This is a genomic window from Williamsia sp. Y712 (assembly GCF_059445525.1).
In genome coordinates this window covers 3,140,787-3,166,374 of sequence record NZ_JCAIUN010000001.1, presented here as the reverse complement: position 1 = coordinate 3,166,374, position 25,588 = coordinate 3,140,787, and the positions used below count along the sequence as shown (strand labels likewise).

At 61.3% G+C, this 25,588-nt stretch carries 24 protein-coding genes, 1 tRNA gene and 1 pseudogene; 18 read left to right on the top strand and 8 right to left on the bottom strand.

The window, feature by feature from the left end; genetic code table 11:
* The first annotated feature begins 3 nt into the window (after positions 1 to 3).
* Genes AC1D75_RS14490 through AC1D75_RS14480 form a run of 3 tightly spaced genes read left to right on the top strand, consistent with a single transcriptional unit; the run spans position 4 to position 2,928 of the window.
* Positions 4 to 993: a branched-chain amino acid ABC transporter permease gene (locus tag AC1D75_RS14490; protein ID WP_495515866.1), complete on the top strand. Its 990-nt coding sequence runs from the start codon at positions 4 to 6 to the stop codon at positions 991 to 993.
* A complete protein-coding gene (locus AC1D75_RS14485; protein ID WP_495515865.1) occupies positions 986 to 2,095 on the top strand; it encodes an ABC transporter ATP-binding protein in 1,110 nt (369 codons plus the stop codon). The genes AC1D75_RS14490 and AC1D75_RS14485 overlap by 8 nt, the downstream gene beginning before the upstream one ends.
* Positions 2,092 to 2,928 carry an ABC transporter ATP-binding protein gene (locus tag AC1D75_RS14480; RefSeq protein ID WP_495515864.1) on the top strand — a complete coding sequence of 279 codons (837 nt, stop codon included), beginning with the start codon at positions 2,092 to 2,094 and terminating at the stop codon, positions 2,926 to 2,928. Before AC1D75_RS14485 ends, AC1D75_RS14480 begins: the two co-directional genes overlap by 4 nt.
* Before the next feature lie 86 nt (positions 2,929 to 3,014).
* Here AC1D75_RS14480 and AC1D75_RS14475 read toward each other — a convergent pair whose 3' ends face one another.
* Complete coding sequence (locus tag AC1D75_RS14475) at positions 3,015 to 4,139, bottom strand: ABC transporter substrate-binding protein (RefSeq protein WP_495515863.1); 1,125 nt, start codon at positions 4,137 to 4,139, stop codon at positions 3,015 to 3,017.
* A 408-nt stretch (positions 4,140 to 4,547) separates the two neighbouring features.
* Positions 4,548 to 5,177 carry an ANTAR domain-containing response regulator gene (locus tag AC1D75_RS14470; RefSeq protein WP_495515862.1) on the bottom strand — a complete coding sequence of 210 codons (630 nt, stop codon included), beginning with the start codon at positions 5,175 to 5,177 and terminating at the stop codon, positions 4,548 to 4,550.
* Positions 5,178 to 5,319: 142 nt separating this feature from the next.
* Here AC1D75_RS14470 and AC1D75_RS14465 point away from each other — a divergent pair.
* A tRNA-Leu gene (locus AC1D75_RS14465) sits at positions 5,320 to 5,396 on the top strand.
* 24 nt (positions 5,397 to 5,420) lie between these two features.
* Here AC1D75_RS14465 and AC1D75_RS14460 read toward each other — a convergent pair.
* Together AC1D75_RS14460 and AC1D75_RS14455 are read right to left on the bottom strand one after the other, a co-directional pair.
* Positions 5,421 to 6,323: a tyrosine-type recombinase/integrase gene (locus tag AC1D75_RS14460; protein WP_495515861.1), complete on the bottom strand. Its 903-nt coding sequence runs from the start codon at positions 6,321 to 6,323 to the stop codon at positions 5,421 to 5,423.
* 402 nt (positions 6,324 to 6,725) lie between these two features.
* Positions 6,726 to 7,295: a helix-turn-helix domain-containing protein gene (locus AC1D75_RS14455; protein ID WP_495515860.1), complete on the bottom strand. Its 570-nt coding sequence runs from the start codon at positions 7,293 to 7,295 to the stop codon at positions 6,726 to 6,728.
* Positions 7,296 to 8,012: 717 nt separating this feature from the next.
* On the opposite strand from AC1D75_RS14455, the gene AC1D75_RS14450 reads away from it, so the two are divergent.
* From AC1D75_RS14450 to AC1D75_RS14390, 13 genes and pseudogenes are all read left to right on the top strand, one after another.
* Positions 8,013 to 8,525, top strand: a complete 513-nt coding sequence (locus tag AC1D75_RS14450) for a hypothetical protein (RefSeq protein ID WP_495515859.1) — start codon at positions 8,013 to 8,015, stop codon at positions 8,523 to 8,525.
* Entirely contained in the window at positions 8,522 to 8,977 is a 456-nt protein-coding gene (locus AC1D75_RS14445; RefSeq protein ID WP_495515858.1) for a hypothetical protein, read from the top strand. The genes AC1D75_RS14450 and AC1D75_RS14445 overlap by 4 nt, the downstream gene beginning before the upstream one ends.
* Positions 8,978 to 9,789: 812 nt before the next feature.
* Positions 9,790 to 10,752, top strand: coding sequence for a DUF4238 domain-containing protein (locus AC1D75_RS14440; protein ID WP_495515857.1), 963 nt, complete (start codon positions 9,790 to 9,792; stop codon positions 10,750 to 10,752).
* A 552-nt stretch (positions 10,753 to 11,304) separates the two neighbouring features.
* Complete coding sequence (locus AC1D75_RS14435) at positions 11,305 to 11,898, top strand: SAM-dependent methyltransferase (RefSeq protein ID WP_495515856.1); 594 nt, start codon at positions 11,305 to 11,307, stop codon at positions 11,896 to 11,898.
* Positions 11,885 to 13,414: a putative type IV secretion/conjugal transfer ATPase gene (locus AC1D75_RS14430; protein ID WP_495515855.1), complete on the top strand. Its 1,530-nt coding sequence runs from the start codon at positions 11,885 to 11,887 to the stop codon at positions 13,412 to 13,414. Before AC1D75_RS14435 ends, AC1D75_RS14430 begins: the two co-directional genes overlap by 14 nt.
* Before the next feature lie 14 nt (positions 13,415 to 13,428).
* Positions 13,429 to 15,393 (top strand): transglycosylase family protein, encoded by a 1,965-nt coding sequence (locus AC1D75_RS14425; RefSeq protein ID WP_495515854.1) that lies wholly within the window; start codon positions 13,429 to 13,431, stop codon positions 15,391 to 15,393.
* Complete coding sequence (locus AC1D75_RS14420; protein ID WP_495515853.1) at positions 15,390 to 15,902, top strand: hypothetical protein; 513 nt, start codon at positions 15,390 to 15,392, stop codon at positions 15,900 to 15,902. Before AC1D75_RS14425 ends, AC1D75_RS14420 begins: the two co-directional genes overlap by 4 nt.
* 78 nt (positions 15,903 to 15,980) lie before the next feature.
* Positions 15,981 to 17,738 carry a type IV secretory system conjugative DNA transfer family protein gene (locus AC1D75_RS14415; RefSeq protein ID WP_495515852.1) on the top strand — a complete coding sequence of 586 codons (1,758 nt, stop codon included), beginning with the start codon at positions 15,981 to 15,983 and terminating at the stop codon, positions 17,736 to 17,738.
* Positions 17,739 to 17,772: 34 nt separating this feature from the next.
* Positions 17,773 to 18,402: a DUF4913 domain-containing protein gene (locus AC1D75_RS14410; RefSeq protein ID WP_495515851.1), complete on the top strand. Its 630-nt coding sequence runs from the start codon at positions 17,773 to 17,775 to the stop codon at positions 18,400 to 18,402.
* A 15-nt stretch (positions 18,403 to 18,417) separates the two neighbouring features.
* A pseudogene (nrdH, locus tag AC1D75_RS14405) lies at positions 18,418 to 18,645 on the top strand (glutaredoxin-like protein NrdH); the annotation flags it as partial.
* 105 nt (positions 18,646 to 18,750) lie between these two features.
* Positions 18,751 to 19,224: a DUF2742 domain-containing protein gene (locus tag AC1D75_RS14400; protein WP_495516088.1), complete on the top strand. Its 474-nt coding sequence runs from the start codon at positions 18,751 to 18,753 to the stop codon at positions 19,222 to 19,224.
* Positions 19,221 to 20,045 carry a hypothetical protein gene (locus AC1D75_RS14395; RefSeq protein ID WP_495515850.1) on the top strand — a complete coding sequence of 275 codons (825 nt, stop codon included), beginning with the start codon at positions 19,221 to 19,223 and terminating at the stop codon, positions 20,043 to 20,045. The genes AC1D75_RS14400 and AC1D75_RS14395 overlap by 4 nt, the downstream gene beginning before the upstream one ends.
* Positions 20,046 to 20,062: 17 nt before the next feature.
* Positions 20,063 to 20,542 carry a hypothetical protein gene (locus AC1D75_RS14390; RefSeq protein ID WP_495515849.1) on the top strand — a complete coding sequence of 160 codons (480 nt, stop codon included), beginning with the start codon at positions 20,063 to 20,065 and terminating at the stop codon, positions 20,540 to 20,542.
* Between the two features lie 142 nt (positions 20,543 to 20,684).
* On the opposite strand, the gene AC1D75_RS14385 is transcribed toward AC1D75_RS14390, so the two are convergent.
* The 4 genes from AC1D75_RS14385 to mobC all read right to left on the bottom strand — a co-directional run bounded on the left by AC1D75_RS14385 (position 20,685) and on the right by mobC (position 24,642).
* A complete protein-coding gene (locus tag AC1D75_RS14385; protein ID WP_495515848.1) occupies positions 20,685 to 21,251 on the bottom strand; it encodes a hypothetical protein in 567 nt (188 codons plus the stop codon).
* Positions 21,244 to 22,404, bottom strand: a complete 1,161-nt coding sequence (locus AC1D75_RS14380; RefSeq protein ID WP_495515847.1) for a hypothetical protein — start codon at positions 22,402 to 22,404, stop codon at positions 21,244 to 21,246. The genes AC1D75_RS14385 and AC1D75_RS14380 overlap by 8 nt, the downstream gene beginning before the upstream one ends.
* A gap of 301 nt (positions 22,405 to 22,705) precedes the next feature.
* Positions 22,706 to 24,220, bottom strand: a complete 1,515-nt coding sequence (locus AC1D75_RS14375; protein ID WP_495515846.1) for a relaxase/mobilization nuclease domain-containing protein — start codon at positions 24,218 to 24,220, stop codon at positions 22,706 to 22,708.
* 113 nt (positions 24,221 to 24,333) lie between these two features.
* On the bottom strand, positions 24,334 to 24,642 hold the full coding sequence (gene mobC / locus AC1D75_RS14370; RefSeq protein WP_495515845.1) for a plasmid mobilization relaxosome protein MobC: 309 nt from the start codon (positions 24,640 to 24,642) through the stop codon (positions 24,334 to 24,336).
* A 499-nt stretch (positions 24,643 to 25,141) separates the two neighbouring features.
* Here mobC and AC1D75_RS14365 point away from each other — a divergent pair, with 499 nt between their 5' ends.
* The gene (locus tag AC1D75_RS14365; RefSeq protein ID WP_495515844.1) at positions 25,142 to 25,525 is read left to right on the top strand and encodes a hypothetical protein; all 384 of its coding nucleotides are present in this window, start codon (positions 25,142 to 25,144) and stop codon (positions 25,523 to 25,525) included.
* Positions 25,526 to 25,588: the final 63 nt, after the last annotated feature.

The window sequence follows — 25,588 nt, the reverse complement described above, 5'->3', positions numbered from 1 at the left end:
CACATGGATATCATTTCCGCACTTCAGATCTCGGTTGCCCAATTGGTCGGCCCGTCAGCGATCTTCTACGCGCTCCTGGCCATCGGCCTCAACCTGCACTTCGGTTATGCCGGACTGCTCAACTTCGGCCAGATCGGCTTTGCATTGCTCGGCGCCTACGGCGTCGGCATCATGGCCGAGAACTACGATCAGCCCCTGTGGATCGGCGCCCTCGTTGGCATCATCGCCTCCGGTGTCCTGGCCCTGGTCCTCGGCTTCCCCACCCTGCGCCTGCGGGCGGACTATCTGGCGATCGTCACCATCGCGGCATCGGAGATCCTGCGACTGATCTTCCGCTCGACCGCGGCCGACGACCTGACCCACTCCACCAACGGCATCTTCGGTTATGCCGGAGGGTTCTTCGAGTACAGCCCGTTCGAGAACGGCAAGCAGTACTCGTTCCTCGGGGTCAAGTTCCAGGGCACAGACCTGTGGGCGATGGTGGTCGGCTGGTCCATCGTCTTGCTGCTCTGCCTGCTGGTCTGGCTGCTGGTCCGCAGTCCGTGGGGTCGCGTGCTCAAAGCGGTCCGCGAGGACGAGGACGCCGCCCGCTCACTCGGCAAGAACGCCTATCTCTACAAGATGCAGGCGCTCATCCTCGGTGGTTGCATCGGCGGTATCGCCGGTGTCTACAACGCGATACAAACGCAATCGATCAACCCGGACTTCTACTCGACCGCGCAGACGTTCTTTGCATACGGCGCCCTGATACTCGGCGGAGCCGCAACGGTATTCGGCCCGGTGGTCGGTGCGATGTTGTTCTGGTTCCTGCTCGCCATCCCCGATGCCCTGCTTCGGCAGGTCACCACCGGCCCTGACGCCTGGTTCGATTTGACCCAGCAGCAGGTCGGCGCCATCCGCTACGTCTTGTTGGGATTGGCCATAGCGCTGATGATGGTCTTCAGACCGCAAGGAATCCTGGGTAACAAGCGGGAGGTGCAGCTCGATGCCTGATGGACGCCATCTGAAATCCGCCCCGTCCGGCGATGAGCCCGCAGGCGAGTCGACCACGCTGACCGCGGGGGCCGCTCCGGCCACGCTCGCCGAACTCAAGACGTTTTCGGCGGCTGAACGCGCCGCGATCTTCGAGTCGGTGTCGCCTGAGCCGGGCTCGGCCAAGCCCGATCCGATCATCACGGTCGACGGGATCACCCGCACGTTCGGTGGTCTCAAGGCCGTGGACGTCGAACATCTGGAGATCCAGCGCGGGTGCATCACCGGTCTGATCGGCCCCAACGGTGCCGGCAAGACCACGTTCTTCAACCTGATCACCGGATTCGACAAACCCGATACGGGCACGTGGGCGCTCAACGGTCAGGAAATGGGAAAGGTTGTGCCGCACCGGGTTGCCCGCAACGGCATGGTCCGCACCTTCCAGTTGACCAAGGCGCTGTCGAAGTTGTCGGTGCTCGACAACGTGCGGCTCGGTGCCCGCCACCAAACGGGTGAGCACATGTTCGCCGCACTGGCACCGTGGTTGTGGCGTAAGCAAGAAGCCGAAACCACCGAGCGCGCATACGAATTGCTCAAACGGTTCAAATTGGATGCGAAGGCCGACGACTACGCCGGCTCGTTATCCGGTGGCCAGCGCAAGCTGCTGGAGATGGCCCGCGCGCTGATGACCAACCCTGAAGTGATCATGCTCGACGAGCCGATGGCCGGCGTCAATCCGGCCCTCACCCAAAGCCTCCTCGAACACATCAAGTCATTGCGCGACGAGGGCATGAGCGTGGTTTTCGTCGAACACGACATGGACGTCATCCGCAACATCAGCGACTGGGTGGTGGTGATGGCGCAGGGCAAGGTGATCGCGGAGTCGCTCCCCGGTCGGCTCGGCGACAATTCGGCGGTGGTGGACGCCTACCTCGGTGGCCATCACGATCAGGCCCTGGAGTTCGACGACGAGGGCAACCCCGTCGGAGAGACCGCGGTCCTGGCCGAAGAGGTGCAGGCGGCGATCGAAGAAACCCTGCAAGCCGGCGGCGACCTGTCCGAACCGGTCATCACCGAACCAGAGAAAAAACCCGATGACCCGGACCGAAAGGACACACCATGAACGGGCCGGACATGTCGAAATCCGGTGGGACACCACCGGATCGTGCGTTGACCCATGCAGAGCTCGCCGCGACCCCCGAGGTTCATCGCAAAGACGCGGAGAACGCACTGCTCCGGGCCGACGACATCACCGCGGGCTATCTGCCGGGCATCAACATCCTGGAAGGCTGCAACTTCTATCTCGACGACGGTGAGATCGTCGGCATCATCGGACCCAACGGTGCCGGCAAATCCACCCTTCTCAAGTCGCTGTTCGGTCTGATTCCGGTGCGGGTGGGGTCGGTGAGCCTGCGCGGCGACGACATCACGTCCGCCAAGGCTCATGTGCTGGTGACCAAGGGTGTCGGCTACGTGCCGCAGACCCTGAACGTGTTCTCCGCACTGACCATCGAAGAGAACCTCGAGATGGGAATCTATCTGCGTCCCAAGAAGTTCAACGAAAGGTTCGACTTCGTCTCGGAGTTGTTCCCGCTCCTTGCTGAACGGCGCAAGGTGAAGGCCGGCGCGTTGTCCGGTGGTGAGCGTCAGATGGTGGCCATGGGCCGCGCGCTGATGATGGAGCCATCGGTGTTGCTGCTGGACGAGCCGTCGGCGGGATTGTCGCCGATGTTCCAGGACGAGGTGTTCATCCGAATCAAGAAGATCAACGCCACCGGGGTGTCGGTGGTTCTGGTGGAGCAGAATGCCCGTCGCTGCCTACAGATCTGCGACCGCGGTTACGTGCTCGATCAGGGCCGCAACGCCTACACCGACACCGGGGTCAACCTCGCCAACGATCCGAAGATCATCGAGCTGTACCTGGGTACGCTGGCAGGCAGCTCCGAGAAGAAGTAACTCGTCGGCAACGACAAAGAAAGGGGCCCAGGTCTTTCGACCTGGGCCCCTTTCTTATTGGGTTTTCTGACTGTCGCTACCCACGATCAGTTGTCGGACACCACCTTGAAGTCAGCGACCGGGGTGATCAGCTTGTTGTCGGCGTCGAACTCGAGGACACCGTACGAACCGATCGACGGTTCACCGGCGGTGACGAATGCCAATTCACCTGTGACACCGTCATAGTCGATGTCAGTGCCGGCCTGGATGAGTGCCAGGCACTCTTCATAGGTCGTGCACTTGGTGCCGTCCTTGGTCACGTTGTTGATCTCCGAAGCGATCGACTGACCGTTGGTCGACTTCGCGATCTCTGCCGCCAGGGCCGAGATGACCACTGCGTCATAGCTTTCACCGGCGTAGTTGAAGTCGATCAGGCCGGGATCGACGGCCAAGAGTCGGCCTTCGAAGTCCGGGCCGACCTCGGTCAGCGGTGTGGTGCCCTTCATCCCCGCGAGGATTCCGGCGCCCACCGACTCACCCAATGCGTTACCCATGTTGCCGTCGACACCGAAGACCAGCTTGTCCTTCGGTCCGATGCCAACCTCGTTCATACGGGTGAGGATCTTGGCGCTTTCCTCGAATCCGATGATGGCGATGCCGTCGGGATTGAAGTTCTTCACCTGGTCGACCTCAGCGTTGAACGACTGGGCGTTCGGGTCGTAGATGATCTTCTGGATCTGGTCGGACGGAATGCCGGCAGCTTCCAGGTCGGAGACCGTGTTGGAGGCCAGACCGGTTCCGTACGGGTCGTTCATCGCCAGGATCGAGACGCGCTGGACGCCACCTTCGGCGATGACCTGGGCCAAGGCCTGGGCCTGCAGAGTGTCGGCCGGGGCCGTACGGAAGTACATGCCCTTGTCGGCGTAGCAGGTGAACTCGTCCGACGTGTTGGCCGGCGAGAACATCACGGCGCCGGCACTGGCGACCTTGTCAATGACCTTCAGCGACACAGACGATGACGCCGCACCGACGATCACCTGGGTGCCGGCCGCGAGCTGGCGGTCGACGGTGGCGCTTGCGGTGTCGGTGGTGGTGTCACCGGAGTCGCCGTTGACCTCTTCGACGGGCTTGTCGAGGACACCGCCGGCGGCGTTGATGTCTTGGATGGCAAGTGCCACGCCCGCGAACTCAGGCGGGCCGAGGAATGCCAGGGAGCCTGTTGCAGGAAGCAACGTGCCGATCTTCAAGGGGGCTGTACTTACCGGGCCAGGTGTGGCCTGGGGGACGTTGTCGCCACAATCAGTGGTTGTGGTGGTCTCCGACCCGCTCGGCGACGCCTGATCTGATGAATCATCGTCGCTACTACATCCGGCCAACGCCATGGCTGTTACAGCCAGCGCTACCGTTCCCCTCAAGAGATATCTATGAGCCATCAATATTCTCCTCGCGGTGTATCCACAAAGCGCGGCGCGCCATTGACGACGCATACGACCGACGCTTGCTGGGGTAAAGCTAGCGCCAACGTGTTGCCCGCGAGTAACGTTCGTGAAACTACAGCCTCTTGGAGCGCGCCGTGATCATTTCGAGACCTCGGCTGGTTTGCTTTGGCCTCACTCTCGCGAAAGACGTTCTCTACGAGATCAGCTCGGCTTGGTCCCCAGCGTTTCGATGACCACTTCGGCAACCGCCTTCATCGTTGTCCGGCGATCCATCGCCGCACGTTGAATCCATTTGAAGGCTTCGGGCTCGGTGAAGGCGTGCGACTGCATCAAGATCCCCTTCGCCCTCTCCACCAGCTTGCGGATCTCGAGCCTCTCGGTCAGATCAGCGACGTCCCGCTCCAGCACATGGAGCTCGTTGTAGCGACTGACCGCCACCTCGATCGTCGGCACCAAGTCGGCTTTCGTGAACGGCTTGACCAGGTATGCCATCGCCCCGGCATCGCGCGCCTTCTCGACGAACTCACGCTGACTGAACGCCGTCAGCATCACCACCGCCGCCAACCGCTTGCTGACGATCTCGGCCGCGGCGTCGATCCCGTCGCGCACCGGCATCTTCACATCCATGATCACCAGATCCGGACGGAGCTCTTCGGTGAGGTCGACGGCCACCTGACCGTTCGGGGCCTCCCCCACGACGTCGTAACCCTCTTCCCGGAGCATCTCGATCAAATCCATCCGGATCAAAGAGTCATCTTCGGCAACCAGAACCCGGCACGTCGAGGGTGCGGACTCCCCGCCCTTGGCTGCAATCGCGTCCGTTGTCGCCATCAGTCCACCTCCACATTGAAAAATCGCCTGGCCACCAGCGCGGACCAGCAGCAACACACGCTACTTCCCCCGCCACGATGTGACGCAACAGTACCGGTTTGGTTGGCGTGAGGCCTGTCCTCTAAAGTGACTTCTGCGACGAGCCCCCGTAGCCCAATTGGCAGAGGCAACGGATTCAAAACCCGTCCAGTGTCAGTTCGAGTCTGACCGGGGGCACCACATTCGCGCAGGTCAGAGGTAGTTTCACTCCTCTTCGCGATCGCTCGATTCAACCCCGGTACGCAGACGGTACGCAGCAGATTCAGCAGCAGCGTCCATTGCCTTGGAAATTTCGTCCAGATCGTCCGGCATGAGGTGTCCGTACCGATCCAGCGTCATCGTCGCCGTCTTATGCCCCAGCAGCGTCTGCAGCACCTTCACGTTCGCCCCGGCACTGATCGCCAGCGATGCACAGGTGTGCCGAAGTTGATGCGGAGTGATCGTCGGGAACCCAGGCGAGGCCTTCACACACCGCTTCACCGCGGGGTCGAAGACCCACCGCAGTGCCCCGATGGTCAACCAATTGGTCGAGCTGGTCGGCGGCCATACCAACCTGTCGGCCGATCGATTGCCTATCTGCTCACGCAACGGCTCCAAGGCGACCGTCGGTACCGGGACGGTTCGAGACGAGTGATTCTTGGTCGTACCTTCCACATAGCCCTGTCCGCTAACGTGCGTCGCCGAGCGTCGGACTCGAATCCTCCCCTTCTCGAGGTCGACGTCACCAACACGAAGCGCGATTGCCTCCCCGAACCGCAGACCGCAGTATCCGAGGACCAATACCAGCGACTTGAACTGCCGACACTCCTCCGCCAGCTGAAGCAGCTGCAGGTGATTGAGATAGACATGCTCGGCTTCCCCTCGACGAGGGAGTTCGACGTCTTCGGCCGGATTTCTCATCAGCAAGCCACTCTTGACCGCGTATTTCAGTACGGCTGAGAGTGTTTGGTGCGTCTGAATCACCCTCGATGGAGACAATCCCCTGTCGACGAATCTCGAGCTTCCGCCCACGCCGCTGAGGCTACCGACCCAGGTTTGGATGGATGCGAAGTCAATGTCGACCAGTCGCTCATCTTCCCACCGAGGTAGCACCACGGTGTCGAGCAAGCTTCGGTAGCCCGCAAACGTTTTCGGCTTCAGCCCAGCCTTACTCAGCATCCAACGTTCAGCTACCGGTCTCGAACCGCTCCTTGCTCTTCCCAGGTTCAACCCACGTCCCGGCGACCATGGCGGCGGTGTTGCTATCGAGCCAGCCCTGAGCGTCAGCCTTCGTTCGAAAGGCCCTTGTGCACTCGGCGCCGGATGGGTCGACATACACAGCGCGCCAACGCATACCGCGACCATATCTCGACGTTCGAGTCTTCTTGTCCTTCGTGAGCCACAGATCCGCCACGCCCGCTCGCCGGCCGCGACGTTGCCCTGGCCGCGGACGTCTAGCAACTCCACTGCTCGGCGCGGTCCCCTCCGGAGTTTCGTTGCTCACTGGCATTCCTCACGCTCACAACATCGTCACACGCCGCCGCTGTCGCCGAGATCCTTCGCCAGGTCGGATTCCGGTGCCAGTCCACGCAACAGGTTGGTCAGATACGGAACGCTCCAGTCCCAGTCCAGATCTTTGAAATCAACAGATTTCGCATCGTAGGTCTTCTCTGAACCGGGCAACGTGGCAGTGTGCGCGAGGAACTCGCCGTCATCATCGGACGAAGGATCATGTATTTCCCACAGCTTGTATTGAGTCGCAGCATTTTTCGCCGCATGCAGGTAGTCCGCGACCGCGGAGCGCGCGTCAAAGTACCGCTGAGTGGCTTGTTGCATCGCCCCGTAGTAGCTGACGTTGGGCTGGTCGATCTCGACCTGCAGGATGTCGAACTGTAGATACTCCGCGATAACAACAGCTTCCGACAGCCGCGGCTCCCTCTGCCCGCTCTCCATCCGCGTGATGCCAGCCTGGTCGATGGTCACACCAAGCTCCGTCAGCTTTTGCGACAGCGCCCGCTGACTCAAGCCAAGCGCCTGGCGTCCGTGGCGCATCGACGCAGCGAAAGTTCGGCCACCCGCGTCAGCCTCATCTTGATTCATATTTGCCACCGTAATGCTTGACAGCATCACCAACAAGTGCCACGCTCGAATTGATTCGCCACAGACTCGTCATGCACCGTCGAATCGAACGACCAACGACTGCCAGGAGGGGCGCGATGTCGGAGGAATTCTTAACAACCAACCAAGTCAGCGAGGAATGGCCGTTCCTGCCCGCAGCGACGTTGAGGTACTGGCGTCACGCTAACCAGGGTCCGGCTTCATTCCGCGCGGGATCCCGAGTCTTGTACCGCCGGAGCGAGATCGAACGGTGGCTCGACGCACAGGAAATCGCGACGAGAAGGGGCGACGTCCCTGCACGGCACACGCCCTGAGTCTGCGGCGACGCAATACGAGAGCGTGACACCACAACCAGTGACTAATGCCGATTGGTCTTCAGTTTCCGCCCCTGGGTTCCCGCGTACTGCAGAAGTCTGCAGGCCTACAACGCAATCGTGAACCGGTCAAGACGGATACGGCTATCGACCTTCTCGATGCGAGCGCGTCAACTCGGGTCCGCAGGCGTTGGCAGTACTTAGGGTTGAATCACGGCAGTCCCAGTTGAATGTCTTCGACGTTTGCGGTCGGTGGCAGATCGAAGAACTCTGCGGGGCAACGCCCGCACCGCCAAACGGTCCACATCCACACGCACACCCCAAACTAAGCCTTTTCAGCCCCGCCAACCCCGCCAACGTCGGTGCCACCGACTAGCATCAGCTCGTGAGTTGGAACGGCTGGCTGCCACAGTCTGCGCGGGAGGCAACACCGCAGCAAGTCTGTGGTGGCTTGTTCGCACTCGCCAGCGTAATTTTGACCATAATTCTCGGCTTCGTCGCGACTGATGGCAACGCACTCCCCGCAATTCTTGCTGTTCTGGCAGTCGTGGGGCAGTTTGCGGGCGCTTGGCTCTTTTCACGGCATCGCAAGGCTGACCCTGCGCACGCGAAAACGGTCGTTCGACTGATGATCGATCTTGTCGCGAAGTCCGCGGTAGCAGTTGCGTTAGTCGAGCAGGTACAGGAGAAACGCAATCCGCGCGCGAATGCCGAGGAGCTTCGTTCCGCGTTGGTGAACTTGAATGTGCGCCTTTCAGAGATACAGAACAGTGGGGTCATGATCGTCCGAAGTTGGAACGACTTCGATCCTCAGACGGTCACACAGGTCGGCTGGATAGCAGATGACCAGACGGACGAAACGATTAACACCGACAGCGGCAATGGAGGTTCACCATGACAGACAACGAAGACACATCCGACGACGAACGCGATGCAATCGTCGGTGAAGTTGTGGAAGTGATCAGCAACCGAGAAGTGATTATTAATGTGGGAGAAGTAGACGGGGCGGAAGTCGGCATGCGCTTCGTCATCCTCGGCGAGACCGAAGTGCACTCGAGCCGTGCGCCGGGAGGGAAATTGAAAGTTCCCTACCGAAAAACTGAGGTAAAAATTGTGCGATTCCTCGATGACCTTCACTCAGTTGGCCGAACATTCCACAAGATTCCAGGCCGCAAGGCGGCATCCTGGAGTGCAGTCAGCCTAGGATTTGAAGAAACCCCTGATCGCGTTGAGACATTACCCGTCGCCAAAGGCACCGATCTCCTTTCGCGGCTGCCATCAGGGTCGAAAACTGTCAATGTAGGCGACCGCGCTGAGGAAACTTGGGGCGAAGAGTTCAGCGATGAGTAATCGTTCAGCGCCGAACTCGCCGGCTGGTCGATGACTCCGTCGTCATTAGGTGTCGACGGCAACGCCTAGCGCATTGGTCAGCACGTCGCCCGGCGGCATTGTCCAGGTCGGCGCAATGTGGCAATCGTGGTCTTACGAGAGCTGTGGCGTCGATGCTCCTGGATCACTTTCGCTGAAGTGTCCGCCGCGATCGGTAGCGAGGAAAAGGTATGCCGGAGGTCGCGTGGGAGGTTCCATTAGCCCGAGTGCGTCGTCGCCTCTGAATGCCACAATTAGGTCGTCCACCGACTACAGCCCCGAGCGAAGGCATCGATTGTTAGCTGCGTTCCGCACGCTGTTGGAGTTCCGCGACCATCCCGACGTCGGCAGAACGGGTTAAGCTCGATTGTTCCTCGGCGACCGATCACGCCGTCGTCATTACCCAGCCTTAACAAGCTCCTTCGCCTACGCAGAGGTCGACGCTTTCCCACCGCAGCGCGAGGCACTCCTGCCATTCCCCCGTAGACGAGTCCACGTGATCGAACACAACTACGTTAGACGGGCAGGTGACGGCCATGGAAAGGTTTCCCAGAAGACGCACGGGCCCTACCTTGGTGCCCAGCTTCCGTACACTTTTATGACGGACCGCTAAGCGCTTCGAAGGTTCCCCTCCGCTGCTGAAGCGCACCGTCCCGCCCCGCCTCGACGGCCGTACACTGGCCGAATAAATCGCCGGACTGTTAGCCTCACAAGAACAGCACGGTTCTAGACGTTGACAAGAATCTATTCGAGATCCAACAAACCCTCGAAGTGACTGTTTGCAGAGGAATTACATGAAGAAGAGAGAGAACGAACCCAAACGCCATCACACGGTACCCAAATTTTATCTCAACGGATTTGGAGCCCAAAAACGGGAACGCTTTCAACTCTGCGCAATCTCCCGGACCGCGGAAAAAGTCATCCACACTAACACTTCAGACGCCACAGTCGTTTCTGATTTCTATCGCATCGGTGAACCAGACCCGTCCGCCCTTGAGGAATTCTTCGGGAGCATCGAAGAAACCGCTTCCGTTGTAATTCGGAAGATCGTAGACCATGATGATTGGCCGCTATCGGAGGACGACAGAGTAAGTTTGGCGCAGCTTATCGCATTCCAATACTTACGAGGACGGCACGTCCGAGACTTCGTATCAGAGCGTGTTCACCAAGTTCTGAATGAATTTCTAGCCGAGAATGTAGTCGCTGAGGGATCCAGCGTCGGCGAGGCTAGCGACGCGAAGTTCGATAAGCTATCAAAAACTTCTACCGATTCCTCCACAATCGAATTCGCCGTACCCGCATCACCGCATGTAGCTCTGATTTACCAAATGTTTCCACTAGTCCTAGATGCCGTCCTTCGATCATCGTGGCGGCTAGTGAGGTTCGGCGATGAATCCCTATTAACATGCGACTCTCCCGTCGGAGTGATACCTCCAAACGATGTTCCCGTCGGCGGCCGGACGGGAATGGCCGACGCTTTATGTTTCCTTTTTCCTCTATCAAGGAAGTCAGGGCTCGTGTTAAAGCCGCTCCCGAGCAGTATTCCCGTACGACTCGATTCCGGGCGTGACCGTCGTACTTTGGCCACACCGCACCTAGCACGACTCTTTAACGGCGTCACCGCCAGCCATGCATATCAGTGGCTCTATTCACATCCCGATGACCGCTCGCTTCTGCAAGAACCGTTCCCCACTCCGCTGCGGCCCTTTCCAATATCCAATGCGATGGAAAACGCACTTCAACTTTGGTCCGACTAGCTAGTCGTCCCCCGCGACTCCCAGGGCACCAGACTGCCGCGCTGTGTGCTAGTTGCCCAATGTCCAAAGGTTGCCTTCGCACCGAACGTGAAACCGTCACGCCGACCAGAGGACAGCATCAACCTCGATTAGGGCCTCAAGTGTTCGGAAACGATTCAGAAAGTGACCGTTCCTGACCGCCCCCACACTCCGGGTACCACCGAAATATGAACGAATGCCCCGCGTAGTCCGAGTGACATCTCAAGTCTCCCACCGGCGCGCGCGTTCGAGCGATGGCTCTCAGCGCAGAAGCAGGCGACGGAGCGCGGTGGTCGCCGCATAACCTAGCGATTGATTCACCTCGAGGCCGAGGATCCCCGATTACCTAGGACTCGCAAAGATCCGATGAATCCTCTGCTGCGCTACAGCGGGAGCGGGACTCTGGAACCATCAGCCAAGGCGGGTTGCACCCTTTCGCTCAGCCGATATGAAGCAAGGCCACACGCTAGCAGCTCGGACCGCTCGACGTCTGCCGGTATACTACCCGGCACATGACTAGCGTTGGGGGCGCACATGAGTCACTTCGAGGTCGGCAACATCGCCGCTACCGCAGTCTTGACGGCGAAGATGCGAGCGATCGAGTCCGAACGCGACGGGAGACTGATCTACGACCCGTTCGCAGCATTGCTGGTCGACAGTTCCGGGTTGGACCTTCGATCGCTCGAGCTCGAACAAGTCACTGGCCAAAGACTATTCGAGTCCAACGTCGTTCGAACGCAGTTCCTCGACCAAGCGCTTCTCCAGGGGACCAGCAACGGTGTCCGGCAGGTTGTCATCCTCGGGTCCGGACTCGACACACGTGCTGCACGACTCGATTTGCCGGCAGACTGCGTCGTGTTCGAGATCGACCAACTCCCCGTAATCACCTACAAGAAGCAGGTACTCGCCGAGCATAGAGTCTCCATCAACGTCGATTGGCGCCCGAGAGGTGGGGACCTCGAGGGTGGCTGGCTTAGTGAGCTGACTACCGCCGGCTTCGATCCACAGGTTCCGACCACCTGGATCATCGAAGGCGTCCTGTTCTACTTCTCGGACGAAACTGTGGCCCAACTGATTCAGATCGTGACGGATCAGAGTGCGCCGGGGAGCCAGTGTGCAAGCCGGTGAAAGTCGCCCGAAGCGCGATCCCAGCGCTGCACGGAAGGCCGTTCGCACCTTCGGTTTTCGTGGGCTGCCAGGACGCGGAGGTGGGCGCTGGACGTTGGTGGACAAGCCCGCCGAATACCGAGGGACGAGCAATCAGGTGTGCGGCATCTGGCCATGGCTGGTCAGTGCCGGCACACCGACTATCGGCACCTACCTCGGTGAGAACCTCGATACCGGCCAAGCCCTGTGCTTCGACCCACTCAACTGGTTCCACCGTGCGAACCTGATCTCAAATCCGAGCGTCTTCATCCTGGGGCTACCAGGACTTGGAAAGTCGACCCTGTGCCGAAAGATGGTCACCGGGGCCATCGCCAGCGGCGTGACACCCATGATCCTGGGTGACCTCAAAGGTGAGTACGTCGACCAAATCCACAAGATGGACGGGCAAGTTGTCAAGGTCGGCCCTGGTGAAGGAACGATCAACCCGCTCGCTGTCGGAGCCCTGGGATCGATCCTCCCCGTACTCAAGCAGTACGGATTCGACGACGAGTACAAGCGGGTGCACGCCGAGGTGCTCTCTCGCCAGGTCGAGATGACCGGCGCGCTGATTGCCATGGTCCGCAAAGACAGACCGGTGTCCGATACCGAGGAAGCTGTCCTGAGCCGCGCACTCGAGCTGATCACCAGCGATGTTCGGTTCGGGCCCGAGAGCCCTCCGCTGTTGACAGATCTGCGGCGCTTCCTTGCTGATGGGCATCCTGATCTGTTCGCCACCTGCGAGGCCGAGACGCACGAGCAATACCTCGAAGTCACTCGCCCACTGCGAATGTCACTGCGCGCCTTGATCGACACCCCTGTTGGGCGAGTCTTCTCAGCACAGACCTCCACACCCCTGAACCTCGATGCTCCCGCGGTCTGTGTTGACGTCTCCGCGCTGGCCCGAGGTGACTCACGCCTGCGCGCGGCGGTGCTCCTCGCGTGCTGGAATGACGGCTTCGGCGCCATCGAAGCCGCCCACACCCTCTCCGACCTCGGTCTGCGACCGCAACGGCAGTTTCAAGCCGTCCTCGACGAGCTGTGGCAGGTCCTCGGTGCCGGCCCGGGCATGGTCGAGCGTGTCGACGCGCTCACCCGCATCAACCGCACGCTCGGCTTGTCTCTGATGATGATCACACACACGCCAAAAGATTTGCGCACGTTGAAGAGTGAACAGGAACGCCAGCGTGCGATGGGATTCATCGAGCGCGCCGGTGCTGTGATCTGCGGCGGCCTGACACCGGCCGACATCGACGCGTTGGAAACGGTGATTGCGTTCACCGCGAAGGAACGGGCTCGGGTCTCGGGTTGGAGTTCGCCTCCCACCATGGACGTGCAACGCAACCTTGAGAAGCCGCCACCCGGCCGCGGGATGTTCCTGCTCAAGATCGGGCGCCGACCCGGCGCCGCCTTCATCACCAAACTCACCTCCACCGAAATCGCATCGGGAATCCACAACACCAACAAACGCTTCGACGGACTCGATCGCGCAACCAGGTAGGGGCGGCACATGAGATGGGCAGTACCACCAGCAAACTCGCTATCGCGCTCCTGGCGCTGGTCACAGGTGTGACGCTCATGCTCGCGGTCATCACAGCCTCGGATCCTGGAGCGAACTGTGACACCTCGGTCTCCGATCAGACCGTTGTCAATGCCGCCGGGGTCGCACCGGCACCGTCGGGGCGATCGGCTGACCCCACCGTGGTCTCCGCGGACGACTGGAATGCGCTGGCCCAGTGCGAGGCTGGTGGTAACTGGAGCACGAACACTGGGAACGGGTTCTTCGGTGGACTGCAGTTCACCCAACAGACCTGGGAAGGTCATGGAGGTTCGCGTTACGCGCCGCGCGCCGACCTTGCGAGCCCTGCGCAACAGATGGAGGTTGCAAATGCCGTCCTCGCGACCCAGGGATGGGGCGCGTGGCCATCGTGCTCAGAAGCCAAGGACTTGATGGGCAAGAAGCCTGCACCCGCGGGTAGCTTCGATCGCGCCGGTACTGGACCGGCCAGTGCCCCAGCTGCACCCCTGGCCCAACCTCAGCCCGCAGGCTCCCCCGCACCCGTCGCGGCAGTCACGCCCAGCAAGCGCACAGTCCCTGTGGCACCGGGCTACACCGTGTCCAGCCCCTTCGGCGACCGCGACGGCGAGGCTCATCGCGGTACCGACTTCGCTGCACCTCTGGGCCATCCGATTGTCGCCGCACTGGATGGACAGGTCGCCGACGCCGGGCCAATTCAAGGTTTCGGCAACTGGATCGTCATCGATTCACTCGACAACGGGCAGAAAGTCTCCACCGTCTACGGCCACATGTACGACGACGGCGTCCGAGTGCGGACCGGAGACAAAGTCACAGCAGGGCAACGTATCGGTGACGTCGGAAGCAACGGCCAATCCAGCGGCGCTCACCTACATTTCGAAGTCTGGCCTGGCGGACGGGTACCTGAAGGCAACGGGCACCCTATCGATCCGATGCCCTGGCTACAGGGTGCCGCCTCCACCGACGGAACGGCAACCCAAGGTGGCGACCCGCCGGCCCCGTGCCCGCCCGACACCTTTGGTACCGCCGGCGGATCCCTCAAGGCCGGCTCCGTGCCACCTGAGTTCGAACCGTGGATCCGCAAAGCCGGTTCTCTATGCGCTGACGTTAGCGCCCCGATGATTGCAAGCCAGCTGTACCACGAGAACAAGTTTCGCTACGGCCCCAACGCACCGGTCTCACCGGATGCGGCCGCCGGCCCCGCACAATTTATACCCGGCACCTGGGCTCGATGGGGCAAAGACTACGACACCAACGGGATCGTCGACGTCAACTCGATCGGCGACGCTGTCATGGCCGAAGGCCACTACCTCTGCTACATCCGAGAGCAGGTTGACAGAGGACTGGAAGATGGCAGCTACCGCGGCGATCCGAACGAACTGACCCTCGCCGGCTACAACGCGGGCGAGGGCTCACTCGTCCGCAATCCGACCCTGGGTCGAGACTCGCTGCCTAGCTATCCACGCGCGATCACCGAAACCATCCCGTACGTGCGGTCGATCATCAACGACATGCCGAAGTACACCGACCGCAACGCCTCTGGTCGGTTCACCTACAGCGCCACCTCGCCACACGGCAAACAGATCGCCGACGCTGCCAAGCAATACCTCGGCACGCCGTACGTGTGGGGCGGTGGCGACATCCACGGACCCACCAACGGAGGCCTGGACTGCAGCGGACTCACCAGTGCCGCGGTCTTCCAAGGGACAGGCAACAAGACGTCACTTCCACGCACGACCTACGACCAATGGAATCTCGGCACCGAGATACCCCTCGACAAGGCGCAAGCCGGCGACCTCGTCTTCTCCGAGTTCGGGAGCACGGGACCCGAACACGTGGGCGTCGTTGCCGCACCCGGCCAGATGATTCACGCCCCGCAGGCCGGCGAGAACGTCAAGTACAGCAGCTTCCAGAGCGGCTCACGCGTGAAGAGGGTCGTATGAACACACCCCGACCCGTACAACTCGTTGCAGCTTTCGCGCTGACACTGCTGCTGGCCAGCTGCGGCTCCGACACCGCTGATCAACCAGCCACGTCGATGTCATCCACCCCACAGCCGACGAGCAACGCCGAACTCGTCATCACCACCGCACTCACCCGACTGTTCACGTGGTACCCAGCGCGGGAGGCTGACACCACACCAGCTTTCCACCGAGCACGCCCGCTACTGGGACCGCCACTGATCGACGCGCAAGGTACCGGGGCACCGTTCACACGGACCGTCGAATGGGGTCAATGGGCCACTCAGGGTGTAGCCATCGTCGCGACGGCACAGATAGTCAGCGACGAGCACCCGCCTGATACCCCCACCTCCGTGTCGAGGGTCGTGAAGATCACCCAGCGGCCGACCACGGTCGACGGACACTCTCAACCACCAAAAGTATTGACCGCGTGGGTCACCGCGACCAGCCACACACCTGGCGATTGGCGTGTCACGACCATCCGCATCTAGGTCCATCCGAAGGGAACAGTCATGACTCATCCGGGACGGTCCAGACAACCCAACAGAACCGCCGGCCACGCTCTGATCTTGGGTGTTCTCGTTCTCGGCTTTGTCATCGCGGGCCTGGTGACTGCGGCACTGGTGTTGGGGACCGACCAAGAGGTCTCGCTGTTTCCACCGACCACCGTGCTCGAATTGGCCCAGCACCGGCTCTATTGGAATAACCGGGCCACCGTCGTCCTGGTCCTGTTGTCGGTGTCGGTCATCGTTGCAGGGGCCGCTTGCACAGCACTTGTGCTGCGACACAGAGCAAGACGCACACGCATCGACGACGCCGCCCAACTCCTGGGACGTGGCAAACACATTGCGTCGCTGACCGCTCGTGAAGCGAACCGGGCTGCTCGACGAATGGGCGTTGACGCCGCGGCCGGCCCTGGCCTGCCGCTCGGTATCGCGCTGCAGAGCAACCGACGCTTGTACTCGTCCTGGGAGGACACACAGATTCACATCTGGGGCCCACGGACAGGCAAATCAACCTGCCTGGTCATTCCGGCGATCCTCGAGGCGCCCGGAGCTGTGAGCGCGACCAGCAATAAACGCGATCTCGTGGACGCAACCCGCCACGTCAAGGCCAGGACCGCACCGGTCTGGGTCTTCGACTCCCAGGAGCTCGTCGGCGAACCTGCGAGCTGGTGGTGGAACCCACTGTCCTACGTCACAGATGACGTGACAGCGATCAACCTCGCAGAATTGTTCGCGGCCGGCTCAGCAGCACCCGATGCCAAGACGGACGCTTTCTTCGATCCAGAGGGCAAAGATGTTCTGGCGCAGCTTCTCCTGGCTGCCGCCCTCGAACAGCGTCCGGTCACCGCTGTGTACGACTGGATCACGCGCCCCTCCGAAGATGCCGTGGTCACCTTGCGGCGAGCTGGCTACGACCTCATGGCCGACGGTCTCGCCTCCCAGATCGCCGCCCCCGACCGCCAACGCGCCGGCGTCTTCGGCACGGCCAAAAAGATGGCCGGATGCCTTCGCCTACGCGCCTTCCAGCAGTGGGTCACCGACGACGGACGCCGACGACGTCACCACCTCGACGTCGCTGAACTCGTCGGCGACCACCACACCCTCCATCTGCTGTCGAAGGAAGGCGCCGGCACTGGTGGCCCACTGGTGGCGGCTCTGACCGTCGCGGTGATCGAAGAAGCCGAACGCCAAGCCATACGTTCCCCCGGAGGACGGCTCTCGACACCGCTGGTGGCCGCCCTCGATGAAGCCGCCAATATCGTCCGATGGCCTCAGCTACCAAACCTCTACTCCCACTACGGCTCGAGGGGAATCGTCCTGGAGACGATCCTGCAGTCCTGGTCACAGGGTGTGGAGTGCTGGGGACTCGGCGGGATGAAGAAACTGTGGTCAGCAGCCAACATCAAGACCTACGGCGGCGGCGTATCCGAGACCGAATTCCTACGGGAGTTGTCCGAGCTTGTCGGCGATCACGAGTACACGACGTCATCGATCTCGTCCGGCCGCGGAGGCGGTTCGGTGAGTCGGCAGGTCAGTTCCAAACGCATCCTCACCACCGCAAATCTCACCGAGTGGCCGCGCGGCCGAGCCCTGGTGTCGTCCTCGGGAAACCGCGCCACCATCGTGCGCACCGAACCTTGGATGTCCAAGCCCTACGCGGCTGACGTCAAGGGATCGATTGACATCAGCACCTCAGCAGCCGTCCCATCGAAAGGTTCTGTCCCGCAAACTGCATCATCACGTGCGGACGTGAACGGATCTGTTGACTTGACAAAGTTCAAGCCGAAGAAGGACCGGCGCTACCTTCCCGGCCTGCGATAGCCCCCAACCATCTGACTACCCAAAGGAGAACACCGTGGATGGAATCGAAATCGACGTCGGCGCCGAAGCCGGCGAGCTCGCGCGAGAGGCTGTGCGCAAAAGGATCCGCGCGCACGTCGACGCAGCGGTGGAACGAGCGTTTCAATCGGAGATCACCAAGAACATCCAGGACCAGATCAGCACCTTGGCCGATGACTTGGTGATCGAGCAGCTCGCTCTGACGGTCGCGCCTCCTGAACCAGAGCAAACCACCCCAGACGCCGCCTCACAATCTGCACCACCGCAATTAATCTTCGACTCGCTATCCGAGTTCGTCACCGACAAGCTCGCCCCGACTTACCGGCGCGAGGTCACCGAAGGCTTGAGCAGACGGTGGTGCCCGGAGTGGTGGCGGCACGCCGAAGCCACCTCGAGACTCGAATCGTTGTGGCGCTCCTGGGAGCACCTGCGTCTCAGTCCGTCGACGGGGATGAGCGTGTGGTGGCGAGATCACGCCGATCACCACATGGAGAAGCTCTTCGATCCGGACGGTCCGTTTAAAGCCTGCTCAGTCCGTGATGGCCACAAGAAGCCCGGCCAGCCCGGGCACATCGAGCCGCTGCCGGTGACCGCTGAGCCCAACGGGATGTTTGTGGCCCTGCCTCAAACCATGGGCGTCGGGTAACGGGGGTGTCGAGTCATGAAGGTCACCGTTTACACCAAACCCGGCTGCGTGCAGTGCAAGGCCACGTTCCGAGCGCTCGAGAAGTCCCAGATCGGCTATGAGGCTGTCGATATCACCACCGACGCGGAAGCACGCGACTACGTCATGAGTCTGGGATACCTGCAGGCCCCGGTCGTTGTCACCGGTACTGCGCACTGGTCCGGATTCCGGCCGGAGAGGATCAAGGACCTCGCATCGTCAGAGTCCGCAGTCGCGCCGCAGGAGCCCGCTCACGATGGGCACCGAGTAGTCGCCGGCGTTCCCATCCCCGAGTACCATCCGCCTGATCTCGAAGCAGTGCGGACGTGGATGAGACCGGTCATCGCCGCCGCAGCCGAAACCGGTGGCCACACTCCCCCTTTCGGCAGTGCTGAATGGACCGAACTCGAGGACGCAGACCCGCGAAAACTCGCCGCTGCTCTCCAAGCCGGTTTGAGTGAAGCCCTGACCGAAGCACGGATCCCAGCCGAGATGCAGCGAGAGATCGAGATCGAGCGGGATGAATATCAACGTGCTGTCGCCCAGGCGAACGAGTCCGTACACGAGTACATGCGGGAACACCCACTCAGCAATCGCGCCAACCACGAACAGCTGCAACGTATTCGCTACGGAGCCTCCGCCGACGCCGTAGCGGCGCGACAGTATCTGGAACGCAGCGACTTTCCGCTCCACTCCAGCCCATCACCAGAACCCTGTGACAGCGGGTCGAACGACCAGACCCAGAGTCCGGTCCTCGCCCGCATCCCCCAACCGAGAACAATCGAAGGCAGGTCACCCGCATGACATCCTCCGAAGTAGACGAAGCAATGCAGCACTTCACAACCTCGCTGCGGATCGGGCTGGCCGCCGCCAGCCAGATCGCCGAGCGCCAGGCTCGGCTGCGCGAACAACGGAGTCGAAACGCCGCGGCCGAAAGCGACCAGACACGCCGGGATCTCAACCCCCGCATCGTGGCTCAACAGAAGAGCGCGGAAGCCTCGTTCACGCGGATCTACCGACGTGAATGGTGGCAGGACGCCGATCCCGTGAAGATTGCCACTGCCTACCGAGCGGTCAGCGAGTGGCAGCAACTATCGCCGGCCGCAGCCATGGCCCGGCAACACATGGACGAGCAAATCCATCGCCGGTACGGGATAACCCCCGCCGAAGTACACGCCGCCCGCAGCGATATCCAAGGCTTGCTCCGCAGAGCGGACACCAAACACAACGAAGCTGGCACAGAGTCCGGCCGTTCCAACCCCGACGAGGCGGTGGCCGTCGCGGTCATGCGCCAGTCAGAAGCCGAAGATAAAGCGACACAGGCAGCTGACCTCGACGCGGACAACCACGACGCAGCCACGACTTCCGCCAAGCAGGAGGGCCGCACAGATCCTGCTGTCACTCAGGACCACTACGACTCTGCCGAACGACGGGACCAACTCCGCGGTCACCTAGAGAACCAAGGCGTCGACGACGAGGCCACCGCAGCGAGACTCTCCGCTGACCTAGATCAAGCCACTCCGCCGGCGGCAGCTGTGTCGAGTGGTGGTCCCAGACGTGCACCGGCAGGGCGCAAGAACAAACTCGGTCGCATGCGTGGTCGCCAGCACAGCCGCGGCCGGTAACAGAGAGGTGGAACTCAATGTCACAGTCCCCGTTCGCTCTCGGTGACTACTACGAACTCCCCGACCGGTCCGCAGTTGTGGACGTATCTGCCCGCATTACCAAGGACGGCTATGCGATCACGGCAACCTTCGTCCGTCTGGACGTTGCCGAGCGTACCGACGAACGCACCTGGAGCGTCCGCACCAGCGCGCCGGTGAAGGATCTAACCGGGGACGGTTGGGCCGTCGATCCCGAATCCATCGCGAATGGGCCTACGCGGCTCGAAGGCGGCCCCCGCGCTGAGTTGAACCAGCTCCTTGCACGATCAGCGACAAAAGCCCGTCACACCGCCAATCTAGAGGAACGTCAAGCCCGTCAAGAGATCATGGAGCTGCGTGCCGAGGTCTCAGCACTACTGTCATCGCACCCCACACTCCGGACCGAGCATCGGTCGACTGAAACTCGCTACGCGAGCCACCATCGCGGACATGGACGTGCCGCGACCGCGATGCGGTAAACCACGCGTCACACGGGCACGCTGATTTCCAACGATCCAATCCCAAAGGCTTGGATAAGTCGCCCAGACTGCTGAAGTTCCGGGTCCCACCGCACGAGTTCGAGTGCCGCGGCAATAGCCTGGCGGGCGATGGACAGCCGCGCTATTGGGTGGCGTCAAACCCGTCCAGCGCGGGCGACACCTTGTTCATTCGCGTGTAGGCCCAGTACAGGCGCGGTAGAACCATGACAAAAGCGAGAAATACGTACGCTGTCAACGCAATCGCTATGTAGGCTGGGATGCAGATCACTGCTTCCTGGAGTGGGGTGCCGGGTGCGCCACGCGAGGCATTTAGGCCAATCACTAGTACCGCAGCATCGACTACACAGGCCAGCGCAATCATGAACAAATGAGCGACGCTCTCATCGAGCGAATCGCGGTGCACGTTCTTGCCATCCTCGCCGTCTGACCACTCGGTGAGTTTCAACCGGAGCGTGGACAACGAGCCGAACGCGCTAAGAGTGCCGCCCGCTAAGAGAGACACCGCGGTCAAAATCGGGATCGGAGCCGACAGAGTCCACTGATACCACCAGGCAACGGCGAACAACGTCACAGGAACGCCGTAGAGGATGGCGAGGGAAACGAAGTCTGGACGACGACCAGGCCTTGTGCCGAGCGTGAGTCCTTTGATCTGCCCGCGAAAGAGAGGGATCAAATTGAATCTACTCATCGCCTCCCCATCCGTCCCAGTTGATCGACAGCGTCAGGGAGTCCTCAAGCGGCTTCACCGCCTCCTGGACTCGTGCATAGAATAGCCGGTCCGTCGGACAATCGACGCCCGTTGCCACGGGATAGATGAAGATGTCAGCCCAGCGTGAGGGGCTGATCTCCTTCTTCTTCCCATCGGAGTCCTTAATCTCAATCCAAGCGTCGTCATACTCCTCGTTGTCGAAACCCGTGTACTTCTCAGCCAGCACAGCCGCAAGTTGGCGACCAGCTTCAACTTGACCCGTGCGCGGAGACTCCCCGCTCGCGTTGTTCGGGAACCAGCCCCCGATCAATCGGCGGGCTGAAGCGACAGCTGAAGGATCGTCGAGTCCCATCTCAACTTTGAGTTTGGATCTGCCTGGCGTTCTCGTATCTGATCCACCTTGCTTTGTCAGTACGATCTTGCTGCTCTGTCCATTCCTGATCATCCGTGCGAGGCGCTGCGGGTCACTCATCGGCGTATATCTGCCGGCCCACCAGACCGGACGGCTCACTTTTCCGCTGGCAGCCTTCGCTGCTTCGGCCGCTTCTATGGCGTCTTGACGAGCCCAGTAGCGAAGCCACTGCTCAAGCTTCTTGTGTGCGCATGCGCGGCTTGCATCTTCGATCGCTAACACGCCCCCCTCCGACTTTTCGCTGTCAGGAAAGAGGAACACTGCCCGGTACGGGCGCACCGATTTCAAATTCGCAATCGGCACCGGCGGAGCGTCTTTCGAAGCATCAGCCTCCGAGTAGCCAGCATGTGTGAATCCCATCTCGCGTCCGTACAAGTAGTCAATGACCAGGTGATCGCCACGGTGGGAGAGCTTGGTGATAACCAGGACCGGGCGGCCCTGACGCGGAGAGGATTCCGCTTCGCCGTTCCCGTTGGCTGGATCGTCGGGGACAACTGCATCGTCATCGTCATCCTCGGTAGCGCCTTCATCACCGCCTTCCGAACGCGATGTCGGCGGAGTGCCATGGACTACCTCGTCAACTCGAGGCTCGATCAAAGTGTGGAGATAGTCGCGGAAGTGCTGAGTCTCGTCCCCCTGTCCTACCCCCAACTCGCACGGCTCGCCGCGGTTGTTCCGGTGGACCTTCACGCTGAACAACCTGAACCCGTAGTTGGTCATTGACGCACACCACAGCTGCACAAAATAATTCGGAACATACGTGAGGTAATACCAGATCAGGGGGCGCAGGCTTCTGGATGCATCTGGATCGTCGCTTGTTTGAGCGGAAGATTCACCAGTCTAGTAAGTTCTTTTCGTTCAAATCGTGTAATCCGATCGGACCCTTCTCGGGAGTATGGGCGGGGCGTCGGGTGGTCCACGCCGTCCACGTTCCGCACGTCCCATCGGGTGCAACACCGTATGCGAGGCGGGCTTGGTGGCGGACGATCCCAACAGACCAGCACCCGGCCCTCTGTGCCAGCTACCTACGCGAGATTCCTCCTACTGACGCATCTGGTGCTCCATAGGTTCGTTCTCTGGGTTCCAGCGATTGAGGAAGAACAGATCCTGCCGTCCGCTCATTGTCTGATCGTTCGACGTCCGGCGGAATAGGAAAGTCTGGTGCACGATCGGCCGGCGGGGCCCAGGCCGGAATCTCGGGAATGGACGGTGCAAATGCGGTCTGTTCTCGACAGACCTCAGCGAGTGAAAAAGCCCGCTGTGCATCACCGGAAGCCGCCGACGCGTCGGCAAGGGCCGAAATCGTCGCTAGTAGCTGGCGCATAAGCACGGTGTACGCGACAACCGGTTTCGTGGGGCTACTGGCAGTCATCAGGAGAAGCGCTGCGCCGCCGGTGCTCACTCTCCCCGCGCGTCTCGGCACCACATGGTGCTGCTGGATGCCGGCACCGCGCGCAAGAGCATCGGCAGTGCATGCGAGTGGACCGGGAGCAGTCTCGGTCCGAGCCGACCAGGCGGCGAACACACCAGCAGTTTGCCCGGCAGCACGAGCCCACTCCGCGCGGTCGTCGAGCGGAATCGACTTAAGATACGACGTCCATCGACCTAGGTCTTGTTCCGCCCTCGCCAACAGCTCTGGCGAAACCGTACGGCTCACAGGTCCCCGCATCGGGGGCCGGTCACGCTTGGCACGACGCCACTCGGCAACTGCGGTGAGGGCGTCTGCGGGGCTGTCGGGCCACTCCGATCGAAGTCGCGGCAAAGTCAAGTCCTTCGATAGCTGGCCGCCACCGAACCAGACCGGACGCGCAGCGAAGTCGCGTTTACCGTCAGCTGTTCGGGGCGCCAGCGCAATTGAGTAACCGGTCACCACGTCCTCCGTACCCGCGGCAAACCGCGGCCGGATCAACATTCCTTCAGCGCGGACACGACGAACGAAGTCAGCCTCGTCGACCGCTGCCGACGCGCACGCACGGGCATCGCGTGCGAGAGTCATCCGGGCCGGCTCGCCACCTTTGCCTGCAGCCTTGTGGCGTTCGGCGCGCGAGTATCCCCTACTTGTGATGCCGGAGGCTCGGCCTTCAGTCACCACTAAGCCGTACTTGCGCTCCAACGCCTGGGCCGCGCGTTGACTCTTCTTCCAGTCATCCCATAGTGCAACCTTTGTGCCGTCTTCGCGTACACATGTCGCGGCGATGTGGATGTGGTCATTGCCGTTGGCGCTCAGACCGTGTCGCACTGCCAGCCAGCGGGCCGGCGACAGACCGGCTTCCGCGAAACCCATCTCGCGCATGAAGTCGTTGGCAATGTCGGACCACTTATCGTCGGCGAGTTGCCCTTCATCGGCTTTCAGCGCCAATGAACAGTGCCAGACGTTGCCGTCTCGCAGACCGTCCGCGCGCCACTTGCCGTCGTCGCCCATCGTCCGCTTCGAAACCATCACGTTCGTGCCGTAGACCCGGCGCGGTTGATCAAGTTGCCGCGCCACGTCCCGCGCAGCGTCCATCGACAATGTGGCGTCGTCATGCCACGCCATGATTGCTGGATCGCCGCCAACAAGGTGAGGATCGTTATGCTCGTTGGCCTTCCCCGGACCGACAAGGTACTTCATCAGTCCAGTCATCTTCGCGCCACGCGTCACGTTCGGCATCATCGGGCTTCGAACCCGTCCAACGTCCGTTCCAGCCGGTAAGCAGCCCGACGCACCGCAGCCAGCGCGGCGGCGGTGTCCGGTTGGACCTCGCGAGTTGAGTTGGTCACCTTTGCGATCTGATTGATGTTGTTCGCCAAGGACGCCAACATACGATACGACGCGAACATCGCGGCTGCGAGATCGGCACGCTGCGTGGATGTCTCACCGCGAGGAGCCAACGCCGCCTCTACCAGCAACCGCGGAATCGTGACCCGTGCCGCAGACGCACGCGCCGCCAGCATGGACTCCTCCCCCGGCGAAACCATCACCTTGTGGGGGATCGAACGACCGCCAGCCACATTCTTCCGCCGAAACCTTCTGCGTGATGGCAGCTTCGGCGAGGCTTGGACTTCCTCTGTCATTGCCACCTCCCTTCGGCCCAGCGCAGCGACTCCAGTAACTGGAGACTAGCACCGTGGTGCGACAGATTCCGGAGCGCAGCGCTCGGGATCTCGACTTAGGGAACCTAAGTCTATAGCTTGCTCCGCCCGGGGCAGGGATTCGACGAAGTACGCTGCAACCGAGGCACACTCACCGCCCGTGGACAGAATCATTGAATCGCAGTTCGCCCAGGCGCATCCACCGGAACGCGACCATGCTTCGAAAGCTGCTGTACCGCACATCATATCAATTCCGAATGGACCAACTGGACGGACTGGACATCAATCAACTCTCAGATCCAAGGCCTGAAATCTGTTGCAGGAAAACATGACAACACGCCACGAACGAACACCACAAACCCCCTCAACTCGCTACCGTGAGTCTATGAATCTGACCATTCCCGCATCTGAGATTGAAGCACGCATACGCGACGAGGCAGAGCGCAAGATCGCCGCAGTTCATACCCTGAAGAAGATCCACAACGAGATCATCGAGGAACGCGAAGCGTTTCTGACTCGAGACTCTGAGCGCCGCCGACAGCTGGGTGACGCACTCGCCCAGGCCAAGAAGGCCGGCTTCCCCGACGCTGACCTCAAAGACTGGCGAGTGGACCCTGTCGGATCCAGCAGGAAGCCGAGAGCACGCCGCACACCTTCCAAGACCCGTAGCGAGGATCCCGCAAGCGGCAAGTCGGCACAAGGATCCGACACGCCTGTAAGGGGATCCGAGAAGGTGAACGCCGAACAGGCGAGCGATGTGACCGCATAACTTCGTCAGCGCGTACCTAGGTTGTCATCCTTCGCCGGATACCGCCCACAGTCTGGACAAACC

What these genes read in the sequence shown, in the direction of transcription:
- AC1D75_RS14490 (WP_495515866.1), top strand. Translation starts at nt 4, where the DNA reads ATGGATATCATTTCCGCACTTCAGATCTCGGTTGCCCAATTGGTCGGC.
- AC1D75_RS14485 (WP_495515865.1), top strand. Translation starts at nt 986, where the DNA reads ATGCCTGATGGACGCCATCTGAAATCCGCCCCGTCCGGCGATGAGCCC.
- AC1D75_RS14480 (WP_495515864.1), top strand. Translation starts at nt 2,092, where the DNA reads ATGAACGGGCCGGACATGTCGAAATCCGGTGGGACACCACCGGATCGT.
- AC1D75_RS14470 (WP_495515862.1), bottom strand. Translation starts at nt 5,177, where the DNA reads ATGGCGACAACGGACGCGATTGCAGCCAAGGGCGGGGAGTCCGCACCC.
- AC1D75_RS14455 (WP_495515860.1), bottom strand. Translation starts at nt 7,295, where the DNA reads ATGAATCAAGATGAGGCTGACGCGGGTGGCCGAACTTTCGCTGCGTCG.
- AC1D75_RS14445 (WP_495515858.1), top strand. Translation starts at nt 8,522, where the DNA reads ATGACAGACAACGAAGACACATCCGACGACGAACGCGATGCAATCGTC.
- AC1D75_RS14440 (WP_495515857.1), top strand. Translation starts at nt 9,790, where the DNA reads ATGAAGAAGAGAGAGAACGAACCCAAACGCCATCACACGGTACCCAAA.
- AC1D75_RS14435 (WP_495515856.1), top strand. Translation starts at nt 11,305, where the DNA reads ATGAGTCACTTCGAGGTCGGCAACATCGCCGCTACCGCAGTCTTGACG.
- AC1D75_RS14425 (WP_495515854.1), top strand. Translation starts at nt 13,429, where the DNA reads ATGGGCAGTACCACCAGCAAACTCGCTATCGCGCTCCTGGCGCTGGTC.
- AC1D75_RS14420 (WP_495515853.1), top strand. Translation starts at nt 15,390, where the DNA reads ATGAACACACCCCGACCCGTACAACTCGTTGCAGCTTTCGCGCTGACA.
- AC1D75_RS14400 (WP_495516088.1), top strand. Translation starts at nt 18,751, where the DNA reads ATGAGACCGGTCATCGCCGCCGCAGCCGAAACCGGTGGCCACACTCCC.
- AC1D75_RS14395 (WP_495515850.1), top strand. Translation starts at nt 19,221, where the DNA reads ATGACATCCTCCGAAGTAGACGAAGCAATGCAGCACTTCACAACCTCG.
- AC1D75_RS14390 (WP_495515849.1), top strand. Translation starts at nt 20,063, where the DNA reads ATGTCACAGTCCCCGTTCGCTCTCGGTGACTACTACGAACTCCCCGAC.
- AC1D75_RS14385 (WP_495515848.1), bottom strand. Translation starts at nt 21,251, where the DNA reads ATGAGTAGATTCAATTTGATCCCTCTCTTTCGCGGGCAGATCAAAGGA.
- AC1D75_RS14380 (WP_495515847.1), bottom strand. Translation starts at nt 22,404, where the DNA reads ATGACCAACTACGGGTTCAGGTTGTTCAGCGTGAAGGTCCACCGGAAC.
- AC1D75_RS14375 (WP_495515846.1), bottom strand. Translation starts at nt 24,220, where the DNA reads ATGGCGTGGCATGACGACGCCACATTGTCGATGGACGCTGCGCGGGAC.
- mobC (WP_495515845.1), bottom strand. Translation starts at nt 24,642, where the DNA reads ATGGTTTCGCCGGGGGAGGAGTCCATGCTGGCGGCGCGTGCGTCTGCG.
- AC1D75_RS14365 (WP_495515844.1), top strand. Translation starts at nt 25,142, where the DNA reads ATGAATCTGACCATTCCCGCATCTGAGATTGAAGCACGCATACGCGAC.